The 26,318-nt window shown below is 67.5% G+C and carries 26 protein-coding genes; 14 read left to right on the plus strand and 12 right to left on the minus strand.

Features of this window, described 5'->3' with window-relative positions:
• On the plus strand, positions 1 to 152 hold a 152-nt coding region (locus tag VHB27_RS24835), incomplete at its 5' end, for a DUF86 domain-containing protein (RefSeq protein ID WP_408904040.1).
• Between the two features lie 701 nt (positions 153 to 853).
• Here the strand turns inward: VHB27_RS24835 and VHB27_RS23765 are convergent.
• Positions 854 to 2,254 carry an MFS transporter gene (locus tag VHB27_RS23765; protein ID WP_325605309.1) on the minus strand — a complete coding sequence of 467 codons (1,401 nt, stop codon included), beginning with the start codon at positions 2,252 to 2,254 and terminating at the stop codon, positions 854 to 856.
• 223 nt (positions 2,255 to 2,477) lie between these two features.
• On the opposite strand from VHB27_RS23765, the gene VHB27_RS23770 reads away from it, so the two are divergent.
• Entirely contained in the window at positions 2,478 to 2,852 is a 375-nt protein-coding gene (locus VHB27_RS23770; protein WP_325605311.1) for a hypothetical protein, read from the plus strand.
• 4 nt (positions 2,853 to 2,856) lie between these two features.
• On the opposite strand, the gene VHB27_RS23775 is transcribed toward VHB27_RS23770, so the two are convergent.
• A complete protein-coding gene (locus VHB27_RS23775; RefSeq protein WP_325605313.1) occupies positions 2,857 to 4,167 on the minus strand; it encodes an MFS transporter in 1,311 nt (436 codons plus the stop codon).
• Positions 4,168 to 4,381: 214 nt separating this feature from the next.
• Positions 4,382 to 5,464, minus strand: coding sequence for a mandelate racemase/muconate lactonizing enzyme family protein (locus tag VHB27_RS23780; protein WP_325605315.1), 1,083 nt, complete (start codon positions 5,462 to 5,464; stop codon positions 4,382 to 4,384).
• A gap of 89 nt (positions 5,465 to 5,553) precedes the next feature.
• On the opposite strand from VHB27_RS23780, the gene VHB27_RS23785 reads away from it, so the two are divergent.
• A complete protein-coding gene (locus tag VHB27_RS23785) occupies positions 5,554 to 6,693 on the plus strand; it encodes a glycosyltransferase (protein WP_325605317.1) in 1,140 nt (379 codons plus the stop codon).
• Between the two features lie 29 nt (positions 6,694 to 6,722).
• On the opposite strand, the gene ykgO is transcribed toward VHB27_RS23785, so the two are convergent.
• The gene (ykgO, locus tag VHB27_RS23790; protein WP_158933077.1) at positions 6,723 to 6,848 is read right to left on the minus strand and encodes a type B 50S ribosomal protein L36; all 126 of its coding nucleotides are present in this window, start codon (positions 6,846 to 6,848) and stop codon (positions 6,723 to 6,725) included.
• A 153-nt stretch (positions 6,849 to 7,001) separates the two neighbouring features.
• Between ykgO and argC the strand changes: the two genes are divergently transcribed.
• Both argC and VHB27_RS23800 read left to right on the plus strand, forming a co-directional pair.
• Positions 7,002 to 7,928 (plus strand): N-acetyl-gamma-glutamyl-phosphate reductase, encoded by a 927-nt coding sequence (argC, locus tag VHB27_RS23795; RefSeq protein WP_325605319.1) that lies wholly within the window; start codon positions 7,002 to 7,004, stop codon positions 7,926 to 7,928.
• Entirely contained in the window at positions 7,921 to 8,481 is a 561-nt protein-coding gene (locus VHB27_RS23800; RefSeq protein WP_325605321.1) for a gamma carbonic anhydrase family protein, read from the plus strand. Before argC ends, VHB27_RS23800 begins: the two co-directional genes overlap by 8 nt.
• Here the strand turns inward: VHB27_RS23800 and VHB27_RS23805 are convergent.
• Complete coding sequence (locus VHB27_RS23805; RefSeq protein WP_325605323.1) at positions 8,478 to 9,041, minus strand: nitroreductase family protein; 564 nt, start codon at positions 9,039 to 9,041, stop codon at positions 8,478 to 8,480. The genes VHB27_RS23800 and VHB27_RS23805 overlap by 4 nt on opposite strands.
• Positions 9,042 to 9,182: 141 nt before the next feature.
• On the opposite strand from VHB27_RS23805, the gene VHB27_RS23810 reads away from it, so the two are divergent.
• Positions 9,183 to 9,560, plus strand: coding sequence for a GxxExxY protein (locus tag VHB27_RS23810; protein WP_325605355.1), 378 nt, complete (start codon positions 9,183 to 9,185; stop codon positions 9,558 to 9,560).
• Between the two features lie 205 nt (positions 9,561 to 9,765).
• Here the strand turns inward: VHB27_RS23810 and VHB27_RS23815 are convergent, their stop codons facing one another.
• A complete protein-coding gene (locus VHB27_RS23815) occupies positions 9,766 to 11,841 on the minus strand; it encodes a hydantoinase/oxoprolinase family protein (RefSeq protein ID WP_325605325.1) in 2,076 nt (691 codons plus the stop codon).
• Between the two features lie 82 nt (positions 11,842 to 11,923).
• Here VHB27_RS23815 and VHB27_RS23820 point away from each other — a divergent pair, with 82 nt between their 5' ends.
• The 5 genes from VHB27_RS23820 (at position 11,924) to tenA (ending at position 15,975) form a co-directional block, all read left to right on the plus strand.
• Entirely contained in the window at positions 11,924 to 13,168 is a 1,245-nt protein-coding gene (locus tag VHB27_RS23820) for an MFS transporter (protein ID WP_325605327.1), read from the plus strand.
• A gap of 37 nt (positions 13,169 to 13,205) precedes the next feature.
• On the plus strand, positions 13,206 to 14,411 hold the full coding sequence (gene acdA, locus VHB27_RS23825; RefSeq protein ID WP_325605329.1) for a 3-sulfinopropanoyl-CoA desulfinase: 1,206 nt from the start codon (positions 13,206 to 13,208) through the stop codon (positions 14,409 to 14,411).
• Positions 14,412 to 14,533: 122 nt separating this feature from the next.
• On the plus strand, positions 14,534 to 15,064 hold the full coding sequence (locus VHB27_RS23830) for a hypothetical protein (protein WP_325605331.1): 531 nt from the start codon (positions 14,534 to 14,536) through the stop codon (positions 15,062 to 15,064).
• A gap of 15 nt (positions 15,065 to 15,079) precedes the next feature.
• Entirely contained in the window at positions 15,080 to 15,241 is a 162-nt protein-coding gene (locus VHB27_RS23835) for a hypothetical protein (RefSeq protein WP_325605333.1), read from the plus strand.
• A 38-nt stretch (positions 15,242 to 15,279) separates the two neighbouring features.
• On the plus strand, positions 15,280 to 15,975 hold the full coding sequence (gene tenA / locus VHB27_RS23840) for a thiaminase II (RefSeq protein WP_325605335.1): 696 nt from the start codon (positions 15,280 to 15,282) through the stop codon (positions 15,973 to 15,975).
• Between the two features lie 78 nt (positions 15,976 to 16,053).
• Here the strand turns inward: tenA and mctP are convergent, their stop codons facing one another.
• From mctP to otnI, 5 genes are all read right to left on the minus strand, one after another.
• Entirely contained in the window at positions 16,054 to 17,568 is a 1,515-nt protein-coding gene (gene mctP / locus VHB27_RS23845; RefSeq protein ID WP_325605337.1) for a monocarboxylate uptake permease MctP, read from the minus strand.
• 12 nt (positions 17,569 to 17,580) lie between these two features.
• On the minus strand, positions 17,581 to 17,784 hold the full coding sequence (locus VHB27_RS23850) for a DUF3311 domain-containing protein (RefSeq protein ID WP_325605339.1): 204 nt from the start codon (positions 17,782 to 17,784) through the stop codon (positions 17,581 to 17,583).
• A gap of 324 nt (positions 17,785 to 18,108) precedes the next feature.
• The gene (locus tag VHB27_RS23855) at positions 18,109 to 18,993 is read right to left on the minus strand and encodes a helix-turn-helix domain-containing protein (RefSeq protein ID WP_325605341.1); all 885 of its coding nucleotides are present in this window, start codon (positions 18,991 to 18,993) and stop codon (positions 18,109 to 18,111) included.
• A 207-nt stretch (positions 18,994 to 19,200) separates the two neighbouring features.
• Positions 19,201 to 20,088, minus strand: a complete 888-nt coding sequence (locus VHB27_RS23860) for a 2-hydroxy-3-oxopropionate reductase (RefSeq protein ID WP_325605343.1) — start codon at positions 20,086 to 20,088, stop codon at positions 19,201 to 19,203.
• Between the two features lie 120 nt (positions 20,089 to 20,208).
• Complete coding sequence (otnI, locus tag VHB27_RS23865) at positions 20,209 to 20,988, minus strand: 2-oxo-tetronate isomerase (RefSeq protein WP_325605345.1); 780 nt, start codon at positions 20,986 to 20,988, stop codon at positions 20,209 to 20,211.
• 304 nt (positions 20,989 to 21,292) lie between these two features.
• Between otnI and VHB27_RS23870 the strand changes: the two genes are divergently transcribed.
• The gene (locus tag VHB27_RS23870; protein ID WP_325605347.1) at positions 21,293 to 22,342 is read left to right on the plus strand and encodes an AI-2E family transporter; all 1,050 of its coding nucleotides are present in this window, start codon (positions 21,293 to 21,295) and stop codon (positions 22,340 to 22,342) included.
• A gap of 33 nt (positions 22,343 to 22,375) precedes the next feature.
• The gene (locus tag VHB27_RS23875; RefSeq protein ID WP_325605349.1) at positions 22,376 to 23,878 is read left to right on the plus strand and encodes an AAA family ATPase; all 1,503 of its coding nucleotides are present in this window, start codon (positions 22,376 to 22,378) and stop codon (positions 23,876 to 23,878) included.
• On the opposite strand, the gene VHB27_RS23880 is transcribed toward VHB27_RS23875, so the two are convergent.
• Positions 23,862 to 24,917: a hydroxyacid dehydrogenase gene (locus tag VHB27_RS23880; protein WP_325605351.1), complete on the minus strand. Its 1,056-nt coding sequence runs from the start codon at positions 24,915 to 24,917 to the stop codon at positions 23,862 to 23,864. The two genes, VHB27_RS23875 and VHB27_RS23880, sit on opposite strands and share 17 nt — an antisense overlap.
• A gap of 285 nt (positions 24,918 to 25,202) precedes the next feature.
• Between VHB27_RS23880 and VHB27_RS23885 the strand changes: the two genes are divergently transcribed.
• The gene (locus VHB27_RS23885; protein WP_325605353.1) at positions 25,203 to 26,234 is read left to right on the plus strand and encodes an aspartate-semialdehyde dehydrogenase; all 1,032 of its coding nucleotides are present in this window, start codon (positions 25,203 to 25,205) and stop codon (positions 26,232 to 26,234) included.
• Positions 26,235 to 26,318 lie beyond the last annotated feature (84 nt).

The following is a 26,318-nucleotide window of genomic DNA, read 5'->3' on the forward strand; positions in this document are numbered from 1 at the left end:
TCAAGGCCGGCTACCCGAACATCCCTTGGCGGGCGATTGCCGGAATTCGGGACAGGGTCGTTCACGAATACTTTCGGACGAACGTCAAGCGCATCTGGGATGTCGTTGCTGATGAAATTGATGAGCTGGAACGTGCATTGAGAAGAGATTAGTTTTAGAGGCCTGGCTTCGAGGCATCTTACTCGGAATTGCCTGGCTGTCGCCGGAATCCGGGATCGGATCATCTACGAGTAATTTCGGACGAATGTCAGGCGCATTGGGGATGTCGTTACGGACGAAGTTGACGGTCTGGAGGAGAGCGCCCTCAAGTAAGGCCCGCTCAGATGCCGGAACGACAGATTATGGGTTTCTTGGTCACTAAGCGTTCCTGACATCCGGTCTTCGATATCGAATCAGCTGGGCCCGAGGCCGCTTCGTGGCCAGCATATTTATCAAGCGCGTCACGGAAAACGGAACTCCTGTAAAGCGGCAGAATATAGCGAAGTTACATCACACGCAGGCGCGGCGGGGGCAGATACGCTGCAGTGAACCTGGGGGTCCAGATCCTGGCCGGCAATCGATAACTACGTTAGATCGCAAATCATGGTCCCAATTATTCATTGTTGATCGACAATAAAATCCCTACCGTCTAGCATCTTGACTGGGTGCAAAGCTCTTGCGTCCGGCGCCCGTTGGACGCCTGCTGTCCGTGCGCTGCTATGGTGGTGGCGCTGAACGTTCAGTTCCGGGTTCATTCAATCGAGGGTCAGGCGAATCTGATCCTTATCAGCCTGCGAGGTACATCCAAAGGAGGCCTCACCCAGCCATAAAAGTTGCAGAACACTCCATCTATCCGGCCTGAACCCCCACCCCCCTACCGAGACAACGCCTCCAAACTCAAACTATTCGTCCGAGGCCCCAACACGCTGATCGACAGCACAATCGCCACCATCGCCAGCGCGATCATCGTAAACACCCCATCCGCCCCGTACCACGACAGCAGCAGCGTCACCGCATACCCCACCAGCATCGAGCTGACCCGGCTCCAACTGAACGTGAACCCGACCGCCTGCGCTCGGATCCGTGTCGGGAACAACTCCGCCGCATACGGATGGAAGATCGCCACCAGCCAGTTGGCGCACAGCGTCAGCGCTGCCCCCGTCAGCAGGATCATCGGCACGCTGCGAGACTGGGAGAACAGCAGCCCGAACACCCCGATCCCCACCGCCGTCCCCACCAACTGCCACTTGCGCTCGAACTTCTCGGCGAAGAACAGACCCAGCAACCCGCCGATGGGGGTGCAGAGCAGCATCACGGTCGTGAAGAACAGCGAGTGTACGATAGTGAATCCCTCCTTCACCAGGATGATCGGCACCCAGTTCAGGAACCCGAACACCGCGATCGTCTGGCAGAACTGGAACACCGACAGCATCACCGTGCGGGACAGGTATTCCCGCCCGAACATCTCAGACCACCGGCCCCGCTGCCGCGCCGGCTCGACATGGTTCGGATCGACCGGCGGCAGCTCCCGCCCGAGTTCGGTGCGCACCCGGTCCTCGAACATGGCGATGGTGCGTTCGGCTTCTTCCACCCGACCATGGGCCTGCAGCCAGCGCGGCGATTCCGGCAGGTTGCGCCGCACATACCACACGAACACCCCGCCCAGCGCGCCGAAGATCACCACCCAGCGCCAGCCGGCCAAGCCCAGCACCGTATGCGGCACCAGCAAGGTGGACAGGAACACCGCCACCGGCTCCGACGTCAGGACGATCGTCATGGCGAACGCCATATAGCGGCCCCGCAGATGGCGCGGCGTGATCTCGGAGATGAACGAATCGTTGTTGATCAACTGCACGCTGATGCCGAACCCGGCGATGAAGCGCAGGATGTCGATGACGACCGCGGACTGCGAGAACGCCACCAGCATGATCGCCACCGAATACAGCAGCATCGAGTAAGTGAACGTCGCCCGCCGCCCGAACCGGTCCGACACCCAACTGAAGATGAAGGCCCCGACGAACATCCCGAAAAAGAACGAGGCGAGGAAGCTGGCGAAGCTGCTCCAGGCCAGCAGCCCGGCCCTCCCGGCCGTGAAGATGTCCCGCGTCAGCCCGGCCGAGATGCCGCCCGGCATCGCGAACTCATAGAACTCGAACCACCCCCCGATGGCGATCAATGCGACCAATTGCAGGAAGTAGCGGGAAGGGGGCAGCCGATCCAGGCGCGCAACGATGGAGCCGGTCGTCGATGATGGTGCGGCTGCGTCGCCAGACATTGATGTCCCGCTTTCCTCTGGTTGTCGGCATCGGCTTACACGCTTCGACCGATCCCGCAAACCGGCAGGTGCCGGGCCATCGCGATGTCGACGGCTCCGGGTCATCGATCGGCGGAAACGGTCACCGCGGAAACCGGACGGCGCCGGCACCGCCGATCGAAACCGCCACGCCCGCCGCCGACCACCCTTGCGACCCCGTCACCATCTCTCTACCGTTTCGGGCATGACCACATCCCGCACCCGCGCCTTCGCCGCCCTGACCGCCACGATGGCCGTGCTGGCCGGCTGCAGTCAGCCCAGCGACTGCGTGACGAGCTATCGCGGCGGCTGCCTGACGGGCCCGATGCCGGCCGCGCCCGCTGCCTCTTCCCCGCCGCCCGTGGCCACGGCCCCCGCGCCGCCGCCACCCCCGGTGGTCGCGCCGAAGCCCGCCGTCCCTTACGGCGACCCGGCCCGCTTCGCCGCCGAGGACGACAGGCAGTGCCGTTCCTATGGCCTGAAATACGGCACCCACGACTACGCCGACTGCCGCATCCGGCTCAGCGCGCAGCATCGTGGCCTCGACCCGGATATCGGGGCGACCCCGTCGCCCCGATAGGCCGTCAGTTCCCCAGGGCGGTCACCATCCCTGCATCCAACTCCGTCGCGTGGATCGGATCCCGCCGCACGATCGCGACATAGGACAGCGCCCCCACCACGGCCATCGCCGCGCCGACCAGCAGTGCGTCTTCGAAGCTGCCGGTTGCCTGCACGATGAACCCGGTGATCGTCGGCGCCAGCGCACCGCCGATATAGCCGCCGAAGTTCATGATCGAACCGAGCGACGCGGTGCAGTTCGCCGGGGCCGCCACGCTCGCCAGCGACCAGGACTGGCCGCTCGACCCGCCGTTGCAGAACACCGCGGCCGAGATCGCCGCGACCGCGATGAAGTTGCTGCTGGCCTCGGCGGCGATGTAGGTGAACACGGCCATGCCGACCAGCCCGGCGATGATGGGGATCTTCCGGCTGTTCACCGGGCTGAAGCCGGCGGCGTTCAGCTTGTCGGTCACCCAGCCGAAGCCCACGCTGCCGATCACCCCGAAGATGAACGGGATGGAGGCGATGAAGCCGGTCGCCCGGATGCTCATGTGCCGCTGGATCTCCAGGTAGCCGGGCAGCCAGCTTTGGAACAGCCAGGTCACGTAGACGATGCCGAAGAACCCGACGATCAGGCCCCAGGTGGTACGGAACGCGAACAGGCTGCGCCATTCCTTGAAGGTCACCTGCTGCTCGACCACCGCTTCCTCGCCTTCGGACAGGAAGGCCTTTTCCTCGGCGGTCAGTCGGGTCTCCCGCACGTCGCGATAGACGAAATACCAGATCGCGGCGATCACCACGCCGGCCACGCCCATGATGATGAACATCCAGCGCCAGCCGAAGGACAGCATCAGGAAGGTGAGGATGGGCGGCGAGATCGCCGGGCCCAGCGACGACGTCGTATTGCAGATCCCCATGCCCAGGCCGCGTTGCCGCGCGGCGAACCAGTCGCGGACCACGCGCACGCAGGACGAGAACATCGGCGCCTCGCCCGCCCCCAGGAACACGCGGGCGACCGAGAACTGCGTGAAGTTGCCGACGAACCCCGCCGCCGCCTGGGCCACCGACCAGATCGTCAGCCCGACCGTCAACAGGCGCCTGGGCCCGACCCGGTCCACCAGCGCGCCGCCGGGCAGTTGAAAGAACGCATACGCCCACAGGAACGCCGACAGCAGCAGCCCCATATCGGCGATCGACAGCCCCATGTCCTGGCGGATCAGCGGGTTCGCCACCGACAATGTCGCACGGTCGATGTAATTCAGCGTTCCCGCGACCACCAGCACGGTCAGTGCCGAGCGCTGCGCCGCTCGGACGCGTGGGGGTGTTACGATCGGCATGGTCGTTCCTCCTGGTCTCTATCTATTGGACGAGACGTTTAACCGCAGGCGCGCCACGCGAGTATCGACACCCGTAGCAGGTCAGGGTTGCTGTCGTGTCTATACAGGCATGCAAAGATCGATTGATGCCAACGGCAGTGCGCGTCCTTCCCGGGGCCGTCCGGTGCCAGCCCGGATGGCTGAAAGGCGGCCGAATCTCGGGATCGGCGGCGGCCTACCGGCACGCCTCCAGCGCCTTCCAGTCGAACGCGATCCCGTGTCCTGGCCGCTCCGTCGCCAGCGCGTTGCCGTCCACGATCCGCGTCGGCTCCTGGATGTAGCGATCCAGCCCGAAGCCGTGCACTTCCAGGTATGATCGGTTCGGCGCCGCCGCCATCAGGTGTACCGTCAGGTCGTGCGCGCCATGCGACGTCAGCGGCAGGTTGAACGCCTCGGCCAGGTGCGCGACCTTCATGAACACCGTGATCCCGCCGCAATTCGTGACATCCGGTTCCGGGAACGTCACGCCGCCGGCCGCGATCATCGCGGTGAACTCATGCAGCGTGTGCAGGTTCTCGCCGGTGGCGATCGGCACGCCGCCCTGCGCGACGATCCGGGCATGGCCGGCGATGTCGTCGGGGATCGTCGGCTCCTCCAGCCATGTCAGGTTCGCGTCCTGGAACGCCCGTGCCGCGCGGATCGCCTGATCGACCGTCCAGCGCATGTTCGCGTCCGCCATCAGCGGGAAATCGTCGCCCAGGTGCCTGCGCATCGCCGCCACCCGCGCCGCGTCCTCGGACAGCCGGGCGCGGCCCACCTTCATCTTGATGGCGCGGAAGCCCGACGCCTGGAACCCGTCGGCCTGCTTCAGCAGCGCCTCCAGCGGGAATTCCAGGTCGATGCCGCCGGCATAGCAGGGCACCGCCGGATCGAACCCGCCCAGCATCCGCCACAGCGGCATCCCCAGCCGCCGCGCGCGCAGGTCGTACAGCGCGATGTCGCAGGCCGAGACCGCGAGGCTGGTCGGGCCGCCCCGGCCGCCGTAGTGCAGCGCCCACCACATGCGCTGCCACAGCGCCTCGATCGCGTCGGCGTCGGCGCCTTCCAGCACATGGCGCAGATGGCGGTCGACCAGCGCATGCACCGCTGCGCCGCCGGCGCCGGTCGTATAGGTATAGCCGACCCCTTCGGCACCGTCGGAATCGCGCAGGCGGACGGTGACCAGTTCGAAATGCGTCATCGTGCCATGGGTCGAATCCGACAGCGGCACGGGCAATTCGATGCGGTAATGGCCCGCGTCGACGCTGGTGATCGTCATGGTCATCTCCTCCGGTTCGTTGCCGCGCAGCCTGCCCGCGCGGAGACCGGTTGCCAACCGCCGCCGGACCTGCGACAGCCGCCCGCACCATGGAATTGCCTCCCTTCGTCGCCTACCGCGACCGGCTCGGCGTGCCGTCCGAGGTCGGATTCCTGCGGCGCCAGTATGTGGGCTTCACCCGCATGCATCCGATCTGGGTGGGCCGGACCATCCTGCCGCAGGTCTCGCGCCTGCGCTGCCAGGTCTACCGGCTGGGGGATTACGGCATGGTCGGTGCCGCCCGGCGCCTGCTGTTCCGCCATTTCGACGTCGTCCCCCGCCTGCCGGTCCCCAATTTCGAACCGGTCGTCCACGCCCAGTTCGCCCGTGGCGGGGTGCTGGCCCTGCCGCTGGCCCGGTCGATGCGGGCCGCGCTGGTGGTGACGCTGCATGGCGGGGATGTCAGCAAGGCGAAGAACTGGCGCCGCACCCTGCTCGCCGCCCGCTGGCCGGACCTGGTGCGGGAGACGGGGACATTCGTCTGCGTCTCCCAGGCGGTGGCCGAGGTCGCGGCGGCGCGCGGCGTGCCCGAACGCAAGCTGACGGTCCTGCCGATCGGCGAGGAAATCCCGGACTCGCCGCCGGACCGCGCGCCGTCGCACTACCTGTTCGTCGGCCGGTTCGTGGAGAAGAAGGGCCTGGCGGTGCTGGCCGAGGCGATGCGCCGCCTGCGGGCCGAGGGCGACGCCACGCCGCTGGTCTGCATCGGCGACGGGCCGATGCGCCCGGTGCTGCAGGCCCTCTCTCGCGAACTGCCCGGCATCAGCCTGCCCGGCTGGGTCGATATCCGCGCCGTCTCGGGGTACATGCGCAGCGCCGTCGCGTTGATCGTTCCCAGCGTCATCGCCGCCGACGGCGACGCCGAGGGCCTGCCCAGCGTGATCCCGGAAGCCATGGCCCAGGCCTGCCCGGTCATCGCCAGCGCCCAGGGCGGCATGGCGGAGGCGATCATGGACGATGTGTCGGGCCTGCTGGCGCCGCCGGGCGACCCGGCGGCGCTGGCCAGGGCGATGCGGCGTGTCTCAGCCGACGCCGATCTGGCGCGGCGGCTGGGCCTGGGCGGCTTCGGTCAGGCCAGCGTGACGCTCAACGCCCGGCTGCAATCGGCGAAGCTGGAAACGATCCTGCTGGACGCGATGGCGCAACGCCAAAAGGCCGGGTCATGGACCCGGCCTCGGGATCGAACCTGAAGAAACGAAGGGGAACGCAGCCGCCGGCGTCAGCCCTGGCGGCACTTCATCCGGGGGTTCTTCTTGTTGATCACATAAACCCGCCCGCGGCGGCGCACCACGCGGCAGTTCTTGTCGCGCACCTTGGCGGAGCGCAGGCTGTTACGGACTCTCATGACACAGGCAACCCAACCGGGAAACGGAAGGCGCGTTCCCTAGTGGCCGAGGCCGGGCATGTCAAGCGGAACAACACAGCCGCGCGCGATGGCCTCTTGCAATTCCGGGCCTCAACCGCGAGTTTGCCGGCCGTGAAAGGAGCATAGGGTTCCATGGCAACGGTCTTCATCGACGGCGAATCCGGCACCACCGGCCTCGGCATCCAGCAGCGGCTATCCGCGCTGCCGCAGGTCACGCTGAAGAGCCTGCCGTCCGACCGACGCCGCGACCCGGCCGCGCGGAAGGACATCATGGCCGAGGTCGACCTGGTCGTGCTGTGCCTGCCCGATGACGCCGCGAGGGATAGCGCCGGCATGGCGGCGTCGCTGGGCAATGCCGCGCCCAAGGTGCTGGACGCCAGCACGGCGCATCGGGTCCACCCCGACTGGGTCTATGGCTTCGCGGAATTCCTGCCGGGCCAGGCCGAGAAGATCGCCAAGGCGAACTACGTCGCCAATCCCGGCTGCTATCCGACCGGCGGGATCGGCATGCTCCGTCCGCTGGTCGATGCCGGGCTGATCCCGGCCGACTACCCGATCACGATCAACGCGGTATCGGGCTACTCGGGTGGCGGCAAGGCGATGATCCAGGCGCATGAGGCAGCCGGCGGTCCGGCGTTCGAGCTGTATGGCCTGGGGCTGGAGCATAAGCATGTCCCCGAGACCCAGCTTTACGGCGGCCTGGCGCGGCGGCCGATCTTCGTGCCCTCGGTCGGGCATTACCTGAAGGGCATGCTGGTGTCGATTCCGCTGCACCTGGACACGCTGCCCGGCAAGCCCAGCGGCGCCGACCTGCACAAGGCGCTGGCCGACCGCTACGCCGGCTGCGACCTGGTCCGCGTGGTGCCGCCCCAGACCGACGGCAAGCTGGAGCCGGAGGCGCTGAACGACACCGACGTCATGGAATTGCGGGTGCATGCCAATGAGCGGCATCGCCAGGCGATCCTGGTCGCGCGCCTGGACAACCTCGGCAAAGGCGCCTCCGGCGCCGCCGTCCAGAACATCGGCCTGATGCTCGGCCTGGAGCAGCCGCGTGGCTGAGGCGGCGCCGGGCCTCCATTGGCCGACCGCGCTCTTTGCGTTCGAAGGCAAGCGCCCGAAGATCGCCCCCGACGCGTTCATCGCCCCCAGCGCGGTGATCATCGGGGATGTGGAGATCGGGGCGGAGACGGGGGTCTGGTTCCATTGCCTGCTGCGCGGCGACATGAACCTGATCCGCATCGGCGCGCGGACGAACATCCAGGACTCGACGGTGATCCACGTCGATAGCGGCGGGATGTCCTGCCATATCGGCGATGACGTCACCGTCGGGCACAACGCGGTCATTCACGCCTGCACGCTGAAGGACTGGGCCTTCGTCGGGATCGGCGCCACCGTCCTGGACGGCGCGGTCATCGAGGAAGGCGGCATGCTGGGCGCCGGCGGATTGCTGCCGCCCGGCAAGGTGATCGGCCGCAACGAGCTCTGGATCGGATCGCCGGCGAAACTGAAGCGCGTGATGGAGCCGGACGAGCGCAAGCGCTTCGACCGGAACGCGATCACCTATCGCGAACTGGCGCACCGTTTCCGCGCGGGGCTGAAGCCGGTCGTCTAGGACGGGGCCCAGCGGGTGACGAAATCCCGAGCCTCGGGACGGGGCAGGGGAGAGGGGCCGCCGGTGGGGGTGCCGATATAGAGGAAGCCGAGGATCTCGTCCTCGGGTTCCAGCCCCAGCGCGATCTTGACCGTCGGATCATAGGCCGGCGCGCCGGTCTTCCAGACGGCGCCGTAGCCCAGGGCGGGCACCGCCAGCATGATGGTCTGCGCCGCCGCCGACGCCGAAGCGATCTGCTCGATCTCCGGTATCTTGTGCCCGCGCTTCACCTTCGCCGCGACGGCAACGATGCAGGGCGCGCGGAACGCCTTGTCGCGTTCGCGTTGGAGCGCATCGGCGGTGGCGCCCGGTTCGCGGCGGCGCATGGACTCGGCCATCAGGTCGCCGAACGCGGTGCGCTGGTCCTCGCCGATGACCACGAACTGCCACGGCCGCAAGCGGCCATGATCCGGCGCCCGCACGGCGGCCGCAAAGATGCGGTCCAACTCCGTCGCCGACGGGCCGGGGGCTTGCAGTTTCAGCGCGGATTCGCGGGTGAGCAGCAGGTCTATGGCGTCCATGGGTCCTCTCCGGGCGTGGGGGAGGGTGGCGGTGCGGGATCGGGGGCGTCAAGGGTTGGGTAAGGTTTGGGTGGTTTGATGGAGAAGGAGGAGCAGAGGCTGGCTAGCATTTTTAACACAGAGGGACTCAGATTGGCGCAGATGCACACAGATGATCCGGGGCTGAACGCGCTATCGCGGGAAGTCATCAGTTGTTCCTTCGCGGTGCGTAACGTGCTCGGGGGTGGCTTCCTCGAAAAGGTTTATGAGAATGCGCTCGTGCATGAGATGCGGAAGCGTGGGCTGTCGGTGATCCAGCAGAGAGGGATCGCGGTGTTCTACGACGGTATCCAGGTCGGCGAGTACTGCGTGGACTTATTGGTCGAACAACGGGTTCTAGTGGAATTGAAAGCCGTCAAGGCGCTGGAAGATGCACACCGGGGACAATGTCTAAACTATCTAAGAGGGAGTGGCCTGAAACTATGTCTGCTGCTCAATTTCGGTAGCCCCAAATTACAGATTCAGAGAATCATCAATTAAATATCGATACAGATCCACTGGAACTCTTCGGCGTGACCAAGAAGGGTGACCCTGCAGCATATGGAGCACCCCCTGGATCGAGACCGCGGTCACACCCCCCCAACGCACCGGAATCTGTGAGCATCTGCGTGCATCTGAGTCGATCTGTGTCAAAATAGAATCGTTGGAAACATAATAACTATCGGAATGACTCCCCAGCCCCAGATCACCCCCCGGTACGCGTCAACACCAGATACCCCTGCGGATCCACCGCCGCCACCCACCCCGGCGGGACCACCGTCGTCGAATCCAAAGCCTCCACGATCGCCGGCCCGGCCACCCGAGTGCCCGGCACCAGCCCCTCCCGCCAATGCACGTCCGCCGGGGCGAAGCCGGTCGACGGGAACCAAACCTCCCGCCGGCGTACCCGCGCCCGCGCCGGATCGGCCATCTGCGCCAGGGCCAGGTCCGGCAGCCGGCCGATCGCGCTCAGGCGCAGGTTCACCAGTTGCACCGCCTCGGCCGGGTTGGCATGGCCATAGGTCTGCTTGTGCTTCTCGTGGAAGTCCGCCGCCAGGCGGTCGAGCGTCGTGCGCGTCACCGGACCGTCCTCGACCGGCAGCGTCAGCTCATAGGCCTGCCGCCGGTACCGCACATCCGCCAGCCGCCGCAGCACCCGCCGTTCGGCCGGGACGTTGGCATCCGCCAGCATCGCCGCACCGGCCGTCTCCATCGCCGCGAAGGCCTCGGCGACGCGGCTGGCCCCGACGCTGCCCAGGTCGGCATACAGCGTGCGCGCGTAATCGCGCTTGAGGTCGGTCGCCACCAGCCCCAGCGCCGAGAAGGCGCCGGGCGCGGGCGGGACGATCACTTCCGGGATCGCCAGTTCCTCGGCCAGCGCCACCGCATGCACCGGGCCGGCGCCGCCGAAGGCGATCAGGCTGAATTCGCGCGGATCGTGGCCGCGCTCGACCGAAACGATCCGCAGCGCCTGCGCCATGTTCGCGTTGACGACGCTGTTCACCCGCGCTGCCGCGTCCTGCACCGACATCCCCAGCGGTCCGGCCACCTCGGCCAGAGCGCGTTCGGCGGCGGCCAGGTCGATCGTCAGCCCGCCGCCCAGCAGCGCCTCGCGGTCCAGCCAGCCCAGGACCACGTCCGCATCCGTCACCGTCGGCCGCGTCCCGCCGCCGCCATAGGCCGCCGGACCCGGATCGGCGCCGGCGCTGTGCGGGCCGACCTTCAGCGATCCGCCGGGATCCACCCAGGCGATCGAGCCGCCGCCGCTGGACACCTCGGCCAGGTCGATCACCGGCACGCGGATCGGGTGCCCCGTTCCTTGCAGCCAGCGCCGCGCATTGGCGGCGCCGCCGACTTCGTAGTCGGCGGTGACGACGACCTCGTGGTTCAGGATGACGCTGGCCTTGGCGGTGGTGCCGCCCATGTCGAAGGACAGCAGGTTGGGCCGGTCCAGTTGCCGCCCGGCCTGGGCGGCGGCGATCACCCCGGCGGCAGGTCCGGATTCGACCACCATCGCCGGCATGCGCAGGCATTCCTGGATGTCCAGCACCCCGCCGGACGAGCCCATGACGTGCAGCGGCGGCAGGCCCAGCGTCCGCGTGGCTTGCGACAGCCGCTCCAGGTAGCTGGCCATCAGCGGGCCGACATAGGCGCAGACGGCGGTGGTGCTGGCGCGCTCGAACTCGCGGATTTCCGGCAGGACCTCGCAGGACAGGAACACGCCGACGCCCGGCAGCGCCTTGCGCAGCGCTTCGCCCACGGCGCGTTCGTGGCTGTCGTTCAGGAAGCTGAACAGGAAGGACACGCCGATCGTCTGCAATCCGGCGTCCCTGATCGCCGCGATCAGCGCCGGCAACTCGTCCTCGGCCAGCGGCGTGACGACCGCGCCCTGCGCGTCGATCCGTTCGGTGATCTCGTAACGATAGCGGCGCGGCACCAGGACGGGCGGCGGGTCCTGGAATAGGTCGTACAGGTCGCCGCGCGAGGACCGGCGCAACTCCAGCAGGTCGCGGAAGCCGCGCGTGTTGATGAAGCCGCATTTCGCGCCCTTGTGCTCCAGCAAGGCATTTGTCACGACAGTTGTCGCGTGCGACAGCAAGGCGACCGAGGACGGCTCGATCGCATTGTCCGCGATGCCGCGGCGCAGGCCGTCGATCACGCCCTGGCCGAAATCCTTGGGCGTTGTCAGCACCTTGGCGATCCCGATGCGGCCGGTCGCTTCCTCCACCATCGCAACGTCCGTGAACGTGCCGCCGATATCGATGCCGATGCGCCAGGTCATTCTCTCGTCCTTGAAAGCCGCGCGACAGGTTGCCCAACACCCGGCTTGAGGGCAACCGCCTCGCCGGGTCAAACTGCCTGTCATGACAGCCAAGTCCGCCACGCGCCGCGTCATGTGGTTCTTCGCCATCGTCTACGCGGTGGAAGGCATCGGCCAGGCCAAGGCCGGCATCCTGGGGCAGCCGATCACCTATTACCTGAAGCAGGTGATGGGGTGGGAGCCGGTGCAGATCAGCGCCTCCCTGGCCGTCCTGGACGTGCCGTGGGTGATCAAGCCGCTCTGGGGCGCGATCTCGGATTTCGTGCCGCTGTTCGGCTACCGGCGGCGCACCTGGCTGGTGGCGGCGAACCTGCTGGGCATCGGCGCCTTCGCCTGGGTGGCCATCCTGGGCGGCGGGACGCTGCTGGTCCCGGCCCTGGTGGTGACGGCGCTGGCCATGGCGGTCTCCAGCACGCTGTGCGGCGCCCTGCTGGTCGAGACCGGGCAGAAGCACAACGGCAGCGCCAGCTTCGTCAACCAGCAATGGCTGTGGTTCAACATCGCCCAGATGCTGGCGGTGCTGCTGGCCGGCTGGCTGATCGAGGTGATGTCGCCCTCCGGCGCGCTGCGGGCCTCGGCCTGGATCGCGGCGGTGGCGCCGATGGCGATCATCGGCAGCGTCTGGATGATCGAGGAGGACCGGGCGGCGATCGACCTGGCGTCCCTGAGGGTCCGGTTCGTCGCGCTGCTGACGGCGTTCCGGACGCGGAACCTGTACCTCGTGATGGGGTTCCTGTTCCTGTATTACTTCAGCCCCGGCTTCGGCACGCCGCTGTATTTCGTGATGACGGACCAGCTGCATTTCTCGCAGGGCTTCATCGGCATCCTGTCATCCATCGGGGCCGGGGGCTGGATCCTGGGCGGCCTGCTCCACAAGACGGCGCTGACCAAGCTGAGCCACCCGGCCCTGCTGCGGCTGAGCATCCTGGGCGGCGTGGTGGCGACCCTGGCCTACCTGCTGCTGGTGGGGCCGGTCAGCGCGGTGCTGATCTCGATCCTGGGCGGCGTGACCAGCATGATCGCGTTCATCGCGACCCTGTCGCTGGCGGCGGATTCCTGCCCCGAAGGCGCCGAGGGGTTCGCCTTCGCCGGCATGATGTCCATCCTGAACCTGGCGCAGCCGCTGGGCGATACGCTCGGGTCGGTGCTGTACGAACATGTCTTCGACCACCGTCTGCCGGCGCTGATCGTGGTCTCGGCGGTGGCGACGGGGCTGGTCATCTTCCTGGTGCCGTACATGTCGTTCCGACCGAGCGAACCGGCCATGGAGGCGCCCGTCGCGTCCTGAAACCTGTCGCGTCCTGATAAAAAGAGGAAACAACCTGATGCAGCTCTCATCGGACCAACTGGCCCTGAAGGCGCGGGCCGCCGGCCTCGCCAACGGCCTCGTACGCGACCGCGCGGCCGAGATCGACCGGACGCGCGAATATCCCTGGGACATCGTCGAGGCGCTGAAGGCCGAGGGGTTCATGGGCATGACCATCCCCAAGGAACTCGGCGGCCAGGGGCGCAGCTTCCTCGACACCGTGCTGGTCATCGAGGAGATGGCCCGCAGCTGCACCGTGACGGCGCGCATCGTCGTGGAGGCCAACATGGGCGCCATCTCGACGGTCATGGCCTACGGGACCGAGGCGCAGCGCCGGCGCGCGGCCGACCTGGTGCTGGGCGGCGACAAGCCGGCGATCTGCATCACCGAACCCGACGCCGGCAGCGACGCCAGCGGCATGACGACGCGGGCGGACAAGCGCGGCAACCGCTGGGTGATCAACGGCCGGAAGCACTGGATCACCGGCGGCGGCGTCTCCCGCCTGCACCTGATCTTCGCGCGCGTGTTCGACGAGGACGGGTCGGAACTGGGCGTCGGCGGCTTCCTGGCGGTAAGGGGGGAGGCCGAAGGGCTGCGCGTGAGCAAGCGCGAGACCACCATGGGCCTGTGCGGCATGCCCGAGGGCGAACTGGTGTTCGAGGACCTGGAGGTCACGCCGGACATGGTGCTGCTGCCGCCCTCGGGCTTCAAACGCGGCTTCGCCGACCTGATCAACGCCTATAACAGCCAGCGCGTCGGGGCCGGCACGGTCGCCATGGGCATCGCCGCCGGCGCGCTGGAGCACGCCGTGGCCTGGGCGAAGTCGCGCGAGCAGTTCGGCCGCCCGATCGGCGAGTTCCAGGGGCTGCAGTGGATGCTGGCCGACATGCAGACGCAACTGACCGCGTCCCGCCTGATGCTGTACGCGGCGGCGGAGTCCCGGGGACCGGACGGCAGCGCGTTTCCCGACCCGGCGCTGGCGGCACAGGCGAAGATCTTCGCCTCCGAAGCCGCCATCAAGATCGTCAACGACGCCCTTCAGGTCTTCGGCGCTCGGGGTTACTCGCGCGAGTTTCCGCTGGAGCGGATGGCGCGGGACGTGCGGATGTTCACGATCGGCGGGGGGACGGCCCAGGTGCTGCGGACGCTGGTGGCGGGCAAGGTGCTGGGGTGGAAGCTGCCGCAGACGCGGGATGGGTACGCGGGGAAGGCCGGCCGGGGGTGAGGGAGGGGGGTGAGGGCCGGGGGTGAGGGCCGGGAGGTCACATCTGCTTGTGTGCTGAGAGTGCTATTGCGACGCATTCTCATTTAAGGCAGCATGAACCCGATCCAGCCGGGAGCCCTACGATGCGTCAAACCATCCAACTCTCCACGCCGACCCCGGATTATCCGGAAACGATCGACGGCCTCGATCTGCCGGAGCATGCCTTCTTGCTCGCCGTCCGGTGCTGGGTGGTCGCGCGGCAAAAGGACGCCGACCCGCAGCGTCGTTCCCGGACCATCCTGGACATCGTGGGGGCGGCGGACGCAGCGTCCCCGCTCGACCAGTTCATGACGATCGCGGCCCGTTCGACGTCCCGGCGTGTCGTGACGTACTGTCCCTGCGCGCCTCATGTGGGAGAAGACGAAAAGCACCTGCTCCACGCCGCGAGTCTGGTGCAGAACGGTCAGCGCGGGCTGGCGGTCCGCGTCTTGTGGGCGACCATGCTGACCATGGACGGGACAATGCTCGCCATCGGTCCCCTGGAGGACGTCGGCGCGCGTTTCGGCAAGTCGGGATTGCTCTTTCGCCTGCGGGAGACGCCGCCCGCCAAGCCTGCCTTCCCCTCGACCGTCGAGGGCTGGCTTTCGTCGCTGAGTTCCTCGACCCTGCACTGATGCCGGGGGCAAGCCATGGAATTCGTCGAGGCCGTACGCCTTGTCTACAACATCGCCAGCGGGATGGAACTGTCCGTCGATGAGGACGTCCCCGACGAACTGCACCGACAGGCGGCGAACGAGAGCGAAGCGCTTGACCTGATCTGCGAATGGCTCGCCGCGCAACGGTCCGGCTGACGCTTGCGTGGCGCGGTCTGTACCCTCCACACTGCCTCATGCCGCTCGATCCGCTTCCTCTCGACCGAGGCCTGTTCGGCCGCCTCCGCCGCGATGCCGGCGCCGTCTGGGACGCCTATGTCTGGCACGATTTCGTCCGCGGCCTGGGCGCCGGCACGCTGCCGGAGCCCGCGTTCCGGCATTTCCTCATCCAGGACTACCTGTTCCTGATCCATTTCGCCCGCGCCCATGCGCTCGCCGGCTTCAAGGCCATGGCCCTGCCGGATATCCGCGCCGCCGCGGCCGCGGTGTCGGCCATCGTCGACGTGGAGATGCCGCTGCATGTGTCCTACTGCGCGCAATGGGGCCTGACCGAGGCCCAGATGGCCGCCGCGCCCGAGGCGCTGGAAACCATGGCCTATACCCGCTTCGTGCTGGAGCGCGGCCTGGCCGGGGACCTGCTGGACTTGCAGGTGGCGCTGGCCCCGTGCCTCGTCGGCTATGGCGAGTGCGGGGAGCGGCTGCTGGCCGATCCGGCGACGCGGCGCGACGGCAACCCCTATGACGCGTGGATCGCCGCCTATGGCAGCGACGACTATCGCGGCGCGGTGCGCGGCGCGATCACGATGCTCGACCGGCTGGGCGAGGCGGCCGGTGCGTCGGCACGCTATCCGCAGCTTCTGGCGACCTTCATAGCCGCCACGCGGCTGGAGGCCGCGTTCTGGGACATGGGATGGCGTGCCGGCCTGGGATGATCGCGACTGGGATGATCGCGACTGGGATGATCGCGATTGGGATGATCGTGATTGGGCCGGACAGCCTGTGTCGTCCGTTTACGCCTTCCTGGGCTTCACCCGCTCGAACGGCGCGAAGGCCAGCGACAGCACCACGGCGACGATGATGTTCGCCAGCAGCGACCACAAGGCGATGTAGCCGGGGAAGCTGATGCCGCCCAGGCTCAGCGTGAACACCGCCGCCTTGAACGCCGTCGTGGATGCCATCCAGGTGCCCAGGCCGGTGCCCACCAGCCAGCCGATCAGCAGCGCCCAGCCGTTCAGGAACGGCAGATACAGCCCCAGGATCACCGATGGCAGGATCTGGATCATCCATAGGCCGCCCAGCAGTTGGAACTGCAGCGCATAAGGTACCGGCACGAAGATGATGAACACCAGCGCCCCCAGCTTCACCACCAGGGATGCCAGCTTGGCGACGCTCGATTCCTGCGCATCGGTCGCGTGCGGCGCCAGCAGGCCCTTGTAGAAGGTGCGGCTGACGATGTTGGCGCAGGCGATCGACATGATCGCGGAAGGCACCAGCGCGCCGATCGCGATCGCGGCGAAGGCGACGCCGGCGAACCAGCCGGGGAAGACGCTGAGGATCAGTGCCGGCACCGAGAAGTTGTTCCCGTAATGCTTGAACCCGTCGGCGAACGCCGGGTCGGCATTGACCTTCAATGCGACCGCCATGAAGCCCAGCAGCGCCAGCAGGCCCAGCACCAGCGAATAGGCCGGCAGCAGCGCGGCGTTGCGGCGGATCGCGCCGGGGCTCTGGCTGCTCAGGATCGCGGTCAGCGAGTGCGGATAGAGGAACAGCGCGAAGGCCGATCCCAGGGCCAGCGTGGCATAGACGCTGTAGGTGCCATAGGTCGCGGCGGCGGGTGCGGCGAGCGTCAGCTTGGCCGGCGGGACGGCCGCGAAGATCGGCCCGAACCCGCCCATCTTGTACGGCACCCAGATGGTGACCGCGATGACCACGACGTAGATCAGGATGTCCTTCACCACCGCGATCATCGCCGGCGCGCGCAGGCCGGACGTATAGGTGAACGCCGCCAGGATCAGGAACGCGATGATCAGCGGCAGGTCGCCGACGATGCCGTCGCCGGTTACGCCCATCGCGCCGATGACCACCTGCATGCCCACAAGCTGCAGCGCGATATACGGCATCGTCGCGACGATGCCGGTGACGCCGACCGCCAGCGCCAGCCATTTGTTGCCGTACTGGCCTTCGACGATGTCCGAGGAGGTGACATAGCCTTTCCGGTGCGCGAGTTCCCAGACCTTCGGGAAGATCAGGTACAGCAGCGGATAGATCATGATGGTGTAGGGCACGGCGAAGAAGCCGAGCGCGCCGGCGCCGTAGACCAGGGCGGGGACGGCGACGAAGGTGTAGGCGGTATACAGGTCTCCGCCGAGCAGGAACCAGGTGACGACGGTGCCGAAGCGGCGGCCGCCGAGGCCCCACTCATGCAGGAGCGTCAAGTCTCCTGAGCGCCAGCGGGCGGCGACGAAACCCAGGACGGTGACCAGGATGAAAAGGGCGACGAAGACCGTCAGCGCAGGCCAGTTCACGGGCGGGCGTCCTTAATGTTCGACTTTGTAGACGATGGCGGCGATGGCGGCCGCGATGATCACCCAGAGCAACTGGTACCAGTAGAAGAAGGGGAAGCCGAACAGTTCCGGCGTCGTGCTGTTGTAGGTCGACACCCAGAGCATGGCGATGAACGGCAGGATCAGCAGCAGCCGCAACGGGCTGCGCCGCGGTTCGGGCGTCGGAGGGGGAGCCATGATGTCGTTTCCTCGCCGGCAAACGTGAAGGGCTACGGTATCGTGCTGTTTAAGTGGAGATTGAACGGCGAATCAAGTTGCTGATTTAACGATCTGGTTTTTGGAGTTGGTTGCGTGTGCCATCGATTCTGCGCTCGCGGGGCACTGGCGCCCCTCCGCACCGTGGTCGGCGCAGGCCGCGATATGCGTCGAGCGACGGGTGCCAGGATAGGCGAGGCGCTGCCCCCGCCCGTCATGGCGGGCACAGGCCCGCCATCCGCGACCCTGGTCGAGGGAGAGCCGCAATGGCCGGGTTCGGCTATGACGCCGAGCGGAAGCCCGGCCTCAGGACACCGGCGACGCCACGTTCAGCAATTGCCGCAGCCGCGCCGCGCCCGAGGGGCCTTTCATCGCTTCCCGCCAGCTTGCCTCGGCCACGCGCTGGTGCGCGGTGATCGCCTCATCCGCGCCGGTGATCATCGCCACGCCGGTCTGCGACGCAGGGTGCGTGTCGGTCCGGAACGGGTTGATCGCCAGGCTCACCCGGTCCCGCGCCCGCAGGATCTTGAACGACGAGCTTGGCGGAGACCCGGCCAGCAGGCCGAACTGAAGGCCCATCGGTTCGGTCTCCATCAGGTTGGCCATGTTCTCGACCTCGGCCACCGCGACGTCGCGGCAGATGCGGCGGATGCGGTCGGAGACGTGCTGGCCGCTGACGATCCCCCCCTCCAGCATCCGTTGCACCGACCCCAGCGAGACCATCGCGATGATGGTCGGCCGCCGCATGGCATACATGCGCTTGCGGGCCGCGAGGATGCCCAGCACCTGCTCCGCCATGCTGCGCAGCGCCATGCGCTCCGTCCCCGCCTGGTCGGCGGCTTCGTCGAAGGCCTCGGCCAGCGCCGAGTCGTACGCGTCGGAGGTCGTCAGGTAGCAGACCGGGCCGGAAAGCTGGAGGATCTGGTCCGCCGTCTCCTCGATCTGGCGGATTCGCTCGAAATAGCCGATCGGGCGATTGTAGTACTCCACCCCGATTCCCAGCAGCGACAGCGGCGAGATCTTCAACAGTTCGGCCAGCCGCTTGATGGTGTCGAGCTTGATGACCTCGCCCTTTTCATAGCGGTAAAGCGCCGCGCGGGAGACGCCGAGACGTGCGGCGATCTCTTCGGCTCGCAGTCCCGACTCCAGGCGATAGGCTCTAAGTTGCTGACCGATTTCGGTGAAACGCATCGACATGAGACACACGCCCTTCCCGCAACCGTTACGGGTGAAAACCGGAAAATCCCGCCACCCCAAGGGACAAAATGATAAGCCTCACACCCAAAATAGAAGGAAGCTGTCTCATAATGAAGGTGGCGGGAGCAGTTTATGCGGCTTGCGCTCTAAATTTCAACCCTCATCACATCCTGCGACTCGTTCCGGGCGCTTCCGGACACATCATTTTTTTCCGCGAATCGAATGGTCGGCGAGACCCTCGATCGCCGTGATCAGGGCCGAATGATCGAGCTCCGCCGCTCCGTGGGCGATGCACGCGCTGAACATTTGCTGCGCGATCGCGGTGTTAGGCAAGGCCAGGTCCAGCGCTTTGGCCGAGGACAACGCCAAGTTCAGGTCTTTTTGATGCAATTTGATTTTGAACCCAGGGTTGAACGTGCCGTTGATCATTCGCTCCGCATGCAACTCAAGGATGCGTGAAGAGGCGAATCCGCCACTGATTGCCTGCCGCACCTTGCCGGGGTCGACTCCGGCCTTGGAGGCGAAGACCAGCGCCTCGGACACTGCCTGGATGTTCAGCGCGACGATGATCTGGTTGGCGACCTTGCAGACCTGGCCCGCGCCCGGCTCGCTGCCGACAGGGGTGATGTTCTTGCCCATCGCCTCGAACAGCGGCTTGGCGCGCGCGAAAGCGGCGTCCGGACCGCCGACCATGATGGTCAGCGCGGCGTTCTTGGCCCCGACCTCACCGCCCGACACCGGCGCGTCCAGGTAGTCGCAGCCCTTCTCGGCGACTCGGGCGGCGTATTCGCGGGTCTCGATCGGGCTGATCGAGGACATGTCGATCACCAGCGAGCCCTTCTTCAGCCCCTCGGCCGCCCCGGCCGGTCCGAACAGCACCGCCCCGACATCGGGCGTGTCCGGCACCATGATGATCAACACCTCGCTGTGCTCCGCCACCGCCTTCGCGGTCGGACAGACCGTGGCGGCCGCCCGGATTTCCGGGGTCAGGGAACCGCGTTCCGGCACGAACAGGTCGTGGCCCGCGTTCTTGAGGTTGAGCGCCATGGGCCGGCCCATGATGCCGAGACCGATAAAGCCGATTTTCATGCGAAGCCTCCCAGCCAGATTGGAGAGTGTCGGATTGGAAAGTGCCGGATTGGAAAATGCCGGATTGCAGGGTGCCGGGGCCGTCCAGGCCGGGCGGGGCCGGACCGGACGGCGGGCGGATCAGAGACCGAATTGCGCGCGCCAGCCCAACCCCGCCACCGTCTCGCCGGCGGGGCGGTACTCGCAGCCGACCCAGCCCTGGTAGCCGAGTTCGTCCATGCGGCGGAAGACGTAGCCCCAGCCGATCTCGCCGGTGCCGGGTTCGTTGCGGGCGGGCACGTCGGCGATCTGCATATGCGCGATCACCGGCATGTATTTTTCCATGCGCTTGGTGATGTCGCCCTCGGTGATCTGCACGTGGTACACGTCGAACTGAAGCCCGAGTCGGTCGCGGCCGATGGCATCGATGATCGCCGCACCCTGCGCCTGGGTGTTCAGGAAATAGCCGGGCATGTCCCGGTGGTTGATCGGCTCGATCACGATCTTCACCCCCGCCGGCGCCGCGAGTTCGGTCGCCCAGGCCAGGTTGGCGGCATAGATCGCCGCCGCGGTGCCCGGCTGGACGTCGGGCGGCACGATGCCCGCCATGCAATGAACCTGCCGGCAGTCCAGTTCGGTCGCGTAGTCCAGCGCCCGCTTCAGCGACTCGTGGAATTCGCCCTGGCGGCCCGGCAGGCTGGCCAGCCCGCGCTCGCCGCCCGCCCAGTCGCCTGGCGGCATGTTGAACAGCACCTGGGTCAGGCCTTCGCCCCGCAGCCGCTGGCGCAGGTCCGCGGCGGGGAATTCGTACGGGAACAGGAACTCGACCCCCTCAAACCCCGCCTGCCGGGCGGCGGCGAAGCGATCGAGGAACGGCATCTCGTTGAACATCATCGACAGGTTGGCAGCCAGGCGGGGCATGATCGTGTCCTTCTGTTTCCCGGCATGGGACGCGGGACGGTCATCCGGACGTCGAGATGAGCGGGATCACCGGCCGGACCCGCTGGGCCATGCATTCCAGGTTGGTCGGACGTTACAAGCGCGGGCGGCGGTTGCCTAGACGCCTGCCGCGCGCCGTTGCCGGCCGGCGACCCCGCCCGATCGATCATGACGGCTTGACCGCTTCGTCCCGGTCAAGCAGGCCCGCGACGGGAGTAGGAGGTCACGCGCCGCGATGCCTGCTATAGCGGAGCCGTACGGACCCGAAGGAGGAAACAGGACAGGCATGGTTGCTGAGCGGATTCTGATGGGTCTGCTGCTGGGAGGCGTCGCCATCGGGTGCGTGCTCGTGCTGTATCCGTTTTTCTCGGCGCTGCTCTGGGCCGGGATCCTCGTCTACACCACCTGGCCGGTCTACGAGGCCGTCCGCCGGCGCCTGGGTTCCGTGGCGGCGGCGGGGGCGATGGTCTTCCTGACCGCGGTCCTGCTGGTGCTGCCCATCGCCGTCGCCGCGCCGAGCAGCGCGGACGACGTGGCGCACCTGCGGCACCTGGTGATGGATGCGCTGCGCTCCGGCCTGCCGAACGCCCCGGACTGGGTGTTCGACATCCCCCTGCTCGGTCCCACCCTGGGCACGCTGTGGAACAGTTGGGCCGCCGACGTCAGCGGCATGCTGGAAGCGTTCCGCCCGCTGTTCGGCGTCGTGCTGGAAAACGGCCTGAGCCTGCTGCTGGGCATCGCCAACGGCGTGCTGATGTTCGTCCTGGCCCTGTTCGTGGCGTTCTTCTTCTACACCTACGGCGATCCGCTGGCGGAGCGGCTTCGGCTGCTGCTGCACCGGATCGCCGGCGTGCAGGCCGACCGGCTGATCCGGGTCACCGGTGCGACGGTGCGCGGCGTCGTCTACGGCATCCTGGGCACCGCGATCGTGCAGGGCATCCTGACGGCGTTCGGGCTGTGGCTGTCCGGGGTGCCCAGGCCGGTCCTGCTGGGCTCCGTCGCCGGCATCCTGTCGGTCCTGCCGATCGGTGCGCCGGTGGTGTGGATTCCGGCGGCCATCTGGCTGCTCGCGTCGGGCCATTACGGCTGGGGGATCTTCCTGGGGGTCTACGGCGTCGGCGCGGTTTCCGGCGCCGACAGCGTGATCCGGCCCTGGTTCATCGCCCGCGGGGCGCAACTGCCGTTCGTGCTGACGGTTCTGGGCGTGCTGGGGGGCGCGCTCGCGTTCGGGCTGCTGGGCATATTCCTGGGACCGGTCCTGCTGGGCATCGGCTTCACGCTGGTCAACGAATGGGCCCGCGCCAGCGACCCGGCCTCGGCAACGCAGGATCACTGACCCCCTTGAACGGACCCATTGGCGGAGGACTGCATGACCATCCCGGCGGAACAGCATGACACCGCCGCTTTCCTCCAGGCCCTTTCGGGTTCGGCCCCGATCGAGACCCATATCTCCGCCGTCTTCGTCGGGCAGGACACGGTCTGGAAGCTGAAAAAGGCGGTGCGGCTGCCGTTCCTGGATTTCTCGGCCCTGGCGGCGCGGCGGCACTTCCTGGAGCGGGAACTGACGCTGAACAAGCCCGCCGCCCCGGCGATCTACCGCGACGTGGTCGCGATCGGCCGGCGTCCGGACGGCAGGCTGGCGTTGGGCGAGGGCGAGCCGGTCGACTGGGTGCTGCGGATGGCGCCGGTGCCGGCGGACGCGTTCCTCGACCGCGTGGCCGAGCAGGGCGGGCTGACCCCGTCGCTTCTGGACAGCCTCGGGGACTGCATCGCGCGCGACCATGCGCGCGTGCCGCCGGTGCGCCCCTGGGACAGCGCCGGCCGGATGGCGGCGATCGCCGAGGGCAACGCCGATTCGGCCCTGCGCGCCGGCCTGCCGCCGGACCACGTGCGGTCCTGGCTGGACGCCTGCCTGGCGCTGGTCCGCCGCCTGCGTCCTTGGCTGGCCGGGCGCGTGGAGGACGGGTTCGTGCGCCGCTGCCACGGGGACCTGCACCTGGGGAACCTTTGCCTGTGGGATGGCGTGCCGGTCGCCTTCGACGCGCTGGAGTTCGACGAGGCGATGGCGACGATCGACACCGGCTATGACCTGGCGTTCCTGCTGATGGACCTCGATCTCCGCGTCGGCCGGGCGGCGGCGAACCGGGTGATGAACCGGTACGTGGCGCGGACGGGCGATTGCGGCCTGGTCGGCGGCCTGGCGATGTTCCTGTCGCAGCGGGCGATGATCCGTGCCCACGTGCTGGCCGCGACCGGCCGGACGCAGCAGGGCAGGGACCGGCTGGCGGCGGCGCTGGATTACCTGGTCCCCAGGCCCGCCGGCGTCGTCGCCATCGGCGGCCTGCAAGGCACCGGCAAGTCCACCATCGCCCGGCTGCTCGCGCCCACGTTCGGCCCGGCGCCCGGCGCGCTGATCCTGCGCAGCGACGAGATCCGCAAGCGGCACTGGAACGCCGCGCCCGAGGACCGGCTTGCCCCCGAGGCTTACGAGCCGGCGGCGAACCGGCAGGTCAACCGCGGGGTGGTCGACGGCGCGGTCGAAGCCGCGAGCCAGGGCCACGCGGTGATCGCCGACTGCACCTTCCTGCACCCGCCGATGGCGACGGAACTGGCGGTGGCCCTGCGCGCGGCCTCCGTCCCGTTCACCGGCATCTGGCTCGACGCCCCGCTGCCGGTGCTGGAGCAGCGCGTCGCCGCCCGCCGCGACGACGCATCGGACGCCACGGTGGCGGTGCTGCGCCGGTCGGCCGAACAGGCACGGCCGCCTGCCGGGTGGATGGTGGTGGACGCGACGGACGTGGACGCCGCTGCGGCGGTGTGCCGGGAACGGGTGCTCGGGCCGTCGGCGGCGGCGCTCAAGCCTCCGGCGTGAAGCCCAGGATCCGGCCGAACCGCTCCCGATACACCGGCCAGACCTCGGGGTTCAGCAGCCGGGGCGGCTTCTTGCCGTCCAGGATGTCGATCATCTGCTCCGCGGCGATCCGTGCGATGTTATGGCGCGACTGCCGGGTGATGCCGGCGGTATGCGGGCTGACCAGCACGTTGTCGAAATGCAGCAGCGGGTGGTCCGACGGCGGCGGCTCGTCTTCCCAGACGTCCAGTCCGGCGCCGGCCAGGTGCTTCTGCCGCAACGCCGCCTCCAGCGCCGCTTCGTCGTGGATGCCGCCGCGGGCGGTGGTGATGAAGTAGGCGTGGCGCTGCATCTTCTCGAACTGAGCCGCGCCCATCATGCCGCGTGTTTCGGCCGTGTGCGGGCAGTTGATCGAGACGTAGTCGGACTGCGCCAGCAATTCCTCCAGCGTCGCCACTTTCTCGGCCTTGCGCGCGGCGATCGTCTCGGCCGACAGGTACGGGTCGTAGGCGAGCACGCGCATCTGGAACAGGCCCTGGCACAACTCCGCCACCCGGCTGCCGACATGGCCGAGGCCGATGATGCCGATGGTGCGGCCCTGCACGTCGTCGCCCATGAAGTCGCGCCGGTCATAGGTCGCCCCTGACCGCATGGCATGGTCGGACATGACGATGCGCTTGGACAGCGTCAGCATCATCGCCATCACGTGCTCCGCGACGCCTTCCTTGTTGCCGCCCGCCTGGTTGACGACGGCGACGCCCGCTTCGGTCGCGTCCTTCAGGCTGACCGTGTCGAAGCCGGCGCCGTTGGTGGACAGCACCAGCAGGTTCGGGCAGCGCTGCAGCAGCGGCGCATAGCCCTGGAACCTCATCGCCAGTTCCTGCCGGCTGGAGCCGATCTGATAGGCGTGCGCCTGCGCCAGGATCGGTTCGGCCTCGGCGTCGGGGCTGTCGTTGACCAGCTTGTCCACATGGATGTCGGGACGTTTCGCCAACATCTCCAGATAGATCGGAGCGGAGACATTGTTCACGTAGAACACGCGCTTGGTGTTGGGCGCCATCTGAGGCCTTTCTTTGGACGGTTTGCGGCGACGTCGAACCTGCTCTAGCCGGTCGCGCCTGGCGCGGCAAATCCCGGCCGGGGCGATTTCATTGCATACCCGCATTGCTTTCGGCGGCCGGACAGTCCGGATCGACAGGTCCGGAGCCGGTTCCGCCGCGCCGGCGAAACCGCTTTGTTCCCATTTTACCTTGCTTCCCGCCCGCACTCCCGCTAACCCTGGCGCCCCTCGGCCAACCCGCCGAGGTCGACGGTATTGGGACCGTTTTCATCAGGAGTTTGCACAATGGGCTACAGGGTCGCGGTTGTCGGCGCCACAGGGGCGGTCGGACGCGAGATGCTGAAAACCCTGTCGGAGCGCAACTTCCCCGTCTCGGAAGTCGCTGCCGTCGCATCCGGCCGGTCCGCCGGCGCGGAAGTCTCCTTTGGTGAAAAGAAAACCCTGAAAGTCCAGAACCTGGACACGTTCGACTTCACCGGCTGGGACATCGGCCTGTTCAGCCCGGGCGGGTCGATCTCCGCCGTGCACGCGCCGCGCGCCGCCGGCCAGGGCTGCATCGTCATCGACAACACCAGCCATTTCCGCATGGACCCGGACATCCCGCTGGTGGTGCCGGAGGTGAACCCGCAGGCGCTGCGCCATGTCGGCAAGCGCGGCATCATCGCCAACCCGAACTGTTCGACCATCCAGATGGTCGTGGCGCTGAAGCCGCTGCATGACGAGTTCAAGATCAAGCGCGTCGTCGTCGCCACCTACCAATCCGTCTCCGGCGCGGGGAAGGAGGCGATGGACGAACTCTACAACCACACGAAGTCGTCCTTCGTGTTCGAGCAGAGCCCGCCGCAGCAGTTCACCAAGGAAATCGCCTTCAACTGCATTCCCCATATCGACGTCTTCATGGATGACGGCTCGACCAAGGAAGAGTGGAAGATGGTGGTCGAGACCAAGAAGATCCTCGATCCCGACATCGCCGTGCATGCCACCTGCGTGCGCGTGCCGGTGTTCATCAGCCATGGCGAGGCGGTGAACGTGGAGTTCGAACGGCCGGTCACCGCCGGTGAGGCCCGAGCGGTCCTGCGCGAGGCACCGGGCGTCGAGGTCGTCGACGTGCGGGAGGATGGCGGCTACATCACGCCGCTGGAAGCGGCCGGGGAGGACGCGGTCTATGTCAGCCGCATCCGCAAGGACCCGACGGTGGAGCATGGCCTGTCCTTCTGGTGCGTCTCCGACAACCTGCGCAAGGGTGCGGCGCTGAACGCGGTGCAGATCGCCGAGACGCTGATCGCCCAGGGGATGCTGGCGAAAAAGGCGGCCTAGTCCCGATCGCGAGAAGGCCGGCCCCGACCGGCCGGCCTTCTATGCGTTCGTCAGACCAGCGCCGGACGTCGGATCAGCGCCGGA

The sequence above is a fragment of the Rhodopila sp. genome, assembly GCF_035548235.1.
Lineage (GTDB): Bacteria > Pseudomonadota > Alphaproteobacteria > Acetobacterales > Acetobacteraceae > Rhodopila.